General features: G+C 71.6%; 5 protein-coding genes and 1 pseudogene. All 6 read right to left on the bottom strand.

Annotation, left to right across the window (positions count from 1 at the left end; genetic code table 11):
- Positions 1–321, bottom strand: a pseudogene (locus tag VHA72_RS03010) (endonuclease); the annotation flags it as partial.
- 18 nt (positions 322–339) lie between these two features.
- Positions 340–1,179, bottom strand: coding sequence for an ABC transporter ATP-binding protein (locus VHA72_RS03005; RefSeq protein ID WP_325572964.1), 840 nt, complete (start codon positions 1,177–1,179; stop codon positions 340–342).
- A gap of 76 nt (positions 1,180–1,255) precedes the next feature.
- Entirely contained in the window at positions 1,256–1,987 is a 732-nt protein-coding gene (locus VHA72_RS03000; RefSeq protein WP_325572963.1) for a YoaK family protein, read from the bottom strand.
- A gap of 21 nt (positions 1,988–2,008) precedes the next feature.
- Positions 2,009–2,473, bottom strand: coding sequence for a DUF8821 family protein (locus VHA72_RS02995; protein ID WP_325572962.1), 465 nt, complete (start codon positions 2,471–2,473; stop codon positions 2,009–2,011).
- A 115-nt stretch (positions 2,474–2,588) separates the two neighbouring features.
- On the bottom strand, positions 2,589–3,263 hold the full coding sequence (locus tag VHA72_RS02990; protein WP_325572961.1) for a hypothetical protein: 675 nt from the start codon (positions 3,261–3,263) through the stop codon (positions 2,589–2,591).
- An 81-nt stretch (positions 3,264–3,344) separates the two neighbouring features.
- Positions 3,345–3,560, bottom strand: a 216-nt coding sequence (locus VHA72_RS02985) for a thiolase C-terminal domain-containing protein (protein WP_414689747.1), incomplete at its 5' end; no start/stop codon positions are given.

Raw genomic sequence — 3,560 nt, 5'->3', positions numbered from 1 at the left:
GGCGAGCAGCCGGTCGGCCAGCTCTCCCAGCTGGGTCGCGGTGCGCTCGTCGTAGCGGCGGTAGTGCCCGCGACCGAGCGCGTCGACCCGGGCCTGCCAGCTCGCGTCCCGCATCCGCTGCGGCGTGCGGTAGCCCGCCCGGAACAGCTCTCGGGCCGCCGCCACCGCGATGTCGGAGCCGATCCGGGCCGAGAGCAGCAGGCCCAGCACCAGCAGCTGCCACAGTGGGGCCGGCTTGTCGGCCAGCGTGATGCCGGCGTCCTCGGCGTACGTCGTGCCGTGCCTGTCGAGCAGGGCTCTGACCACCTCGTGGTTGCTCACGGGCGGCCGGTACCCGATTCAGGACGCGGCCGCTCCGCTGGCGCTCCAGCGGCCGCCGACGCGGTTGACCTCGATCGGGTGCCGGAAGGCGTCGCTGACCTGCGCGCTGGTGAGCACCTCGTCGACCGGCCCGGCCGCGATCAGCCGACCCTCGCGCATCAGCGCCGCGTGCGACGTCGTACGCGGGAGCTCCTCGAGGTGGTGGGTGACCAGCACGGTCGCGGCCCGCGGCGTACCGGTCGCAACCGCGTCGATCGCGGTCAGGAGCTGCTCGCGGGCTGCCAGGTCGAGCCCGGTGGTGGGCTCGTCGAGCAGCATCAGCTGCGGTCGGCCGACCAGCGCACGGGCGATCAGGGCGCGGCCGCGCTCCCCCTGGGACATGCTCGGCCAGCGCAGCCCGTCCCGGTCCGCCAGCCCCACCAGGGCGATCGCGTCCCGGACCCGCGCCGTCTCCTCGACGTCGGGCGACCAACGCCGGGGCAGGTCGATAGTGCCGGTGAAGCCGGTCATCACCACCTCCTCGACGCTCAGCGAGGTGTCGATCGGATGGCGCGGGTTCACGTGGCCGATCAGGGTGCGCAGCGTCTGCACGTCGATCCGGCCCAGCCGATGACCGAGCACGTGCACCGTGCCGCTGGTCGGGTGGTTGTTCGCGCCGCACAGACTCAGCATCGTGCTCTTGCCGGCACCGTTGGGCCCGAGCACCGCCCAGTGCTCCCCCGCCCGGACGGTCAGGTCGATGTCGTCGAGGATCACCCTGCCGGCGCGCCGGAACGTGACGCCGTCGAGGACGAGGACCCGGTCGTCGACCTCGCGAGCGGCGTCGGTGGGCTCGGCCAGGGTGTTCGTCTGCGTCACGGTCTCGGTTCTCATGCTCGGGTCGGAAGGGGTCCTGCCCATTCTCCCGGTCCGCGTTCGCCGCGGGGCGGCGGGTCTACGGCTTGGTCACCCACGCGCCCGTCGAGCGGGCGGCGGCGCCCGCGCCGACGACCACGACCGCCAGGGCCGCGGTGGCGACGGCGAGGTCGCTGGTCCCGTGCCCGCGTACGGTCAGGGCGGCGCCGATCAGGCCGCCGAGCAGCATCACGGCGATCGGCACGAGCCGACGTCCGAGCCGGCTGTCGGCACCGCCGCCGGCGCGCGAGTCCGAGGCGATGCCGGTGATCGTGAGGGTGAGCACGGTGGTGGTCAGATCGGGCACCGCCAGGGCCCGAGCGGTGGCGTTCTGGATGCCGAGCGCCACCCCGAGGACGGCGACGAAGACGACGATCGCGGTCGTGGAGTACGGCGCCCGCGCGGCGAGCGCCACCACCAGCGCCACCGCGACCAGGACGCCCTCGACGAGCGTCGCCCACAGCAGGTGGCGGCCACGGTGCCGCCCCACCGCCACCGCGATCCGGCCACCGGCGAGCGCGCCGAGGAGGAACGTCCCGATCGCCAGCAGCGATGCCCACCACCGGAACCCGGGCGCCCCCGCGACCGCGAACCCGAGGAAGACGACGTTCCCGGTCATGTTGGCGACCAGCACGTGGCCGAGCTCCAGGTAGCTGAACGCGTCCACCAGGCCGGTGACCAGCGTCAGCAGCACGAGCAGCGGCGGCAACGGCCCGTGCGGGTCGCCCGCCGCCGGCACGAGCACTCGCCAGGCATCGCGGAGGTGACGCATCGGCCCGATGCTAGCCCGAGGCTAGTAGGTCCCCTTGATCACGAAGAAGGATCCGCGGATCGTGCCGGCGAGCCTCGACTTCTGCCGGGCGAACTTGAAGCGCGTGGCGAGCTCCTCGGGCACCTCCATCCCGTCGGAGAGCTTGAACCCGACGGCACGCTTGCCGGCGTCGTCGAGCGTGTACATCACGTTGATCGACAGGCCCGACTCGTAGAAGACGTAGGCCATCTTGATCCCGTCGACCTCGAACTCGGTCGCCTCGAGGGGCTTGGACTCGATGACCAGGTCGCGCTCCTCCTTCAGGATCCGGTGGACCCACGCGATGGTCGCGGCGGCCTCGTCGGCCGGCTCGACGGTGAAGACGTGGTCGTACTTGTTCTTGAAGTACCTGGCCTCGTTGGCGCGCAGGCCGGCCAGCGCCTCGGCGACGGGCGACGACTCGAGCCCCGTGGTCGAGACGTCCTGGAAGTCGACTACATAGGACATGGATGCTCCTTGAAGCTGGATCTGACGGTCTGGCCTGTCGACGCCGCCGGGCGCAGGAATGTGACATCCCGAAGCGGTGAGTCCGATCCTGCAGCCTCTTCGGCGTCGGCGCGACTCACGACTCAGCGTCGTGGGCGCGGAGCTTCGGCTGCAGCTCGGGATGGCCTCGCGCCGCTCGCAGGAGCCACCGTTGGCCGAGCCGCTGGCGCCACCGGTTGAACGCGCGTATCCGCTTGTCGAGGTCACTGCGGTCGACCACGAAGGCGGCGTCCTCTAGTGCGTCCATCCGATAGTGCGGCGACTCGGTGAAGCGGGTGGAGCCCGACCAGCCGTCGTTCGCCACGACATGCAGGGAGAGGAACGCCTCCGGCAGCAGCGTGAGCAGGGTCTCGAGCGAGTCCACCGACGCAGCCTGGTACCCCGAGCTCCGCAATAGGGCGCGGCCCCGGTCGCTGATCCGGCCGGGGTCGATCCGCACGATCTGGTTGGCCCGGGGGGCCAGCACGTGCACCTGCTCGGGCGACGTTCCCAGGTAGACGGTCCGCGTGACGGTCGTCCCGGTCCTCGAGTAGGTGTGCCGATAGTGCACGCGGGCCCGGACCCGAAGATCGACGACGTTGCGAAACCGGCTGGCGTTCTTCACCTTCACGCGGTACGTGACGCCGTTCTTGCGCTCGGTCCGGCTCACGAACGGCGACCACCGCAGGCGAGGCGACAGGGATATCAAGACGACCAGCCACCCTGCCGCGCCGCTCACCAGCGCGAGCAGCACGTCCCGCACGGCGCCCATGACCGGAGGCTAACGGCCCGCCTGCCCGACAGCACGGGGTTCGTCGAGCAACCATCGAGGCGGTCTAGGCCGATCGCGGCGTCAGGATCTGGTCAGGATCAGCCCGCTGGTCGGCACGCCGGTGCCGGCGGTGACCAGCACGTTGGCGACCGCGGCGACCTGGTTGACGGAGGTGCCGCGGACCTGGCGGACCGCCTCGGCGATGCCGTTCATACCGTGGATGTAGGCCTCGCCGAGCTGCCCGCCATGGGGGTTGATCGGGAGCCGACCGCCGAGCTCGATCCCGCCGTCGGCGAT

It is taken from the genome of Nocardioides sp. (genome assembly GCF_035547795.1).
GTDB lineage: Bacteria > Actinomycetota > Actinomycetes > Propionibacteriales > Nocardioidaceae > Nocardioides.
This window is presented reverse-complemented; position numbering and strand designations above follow the sequence as displayed.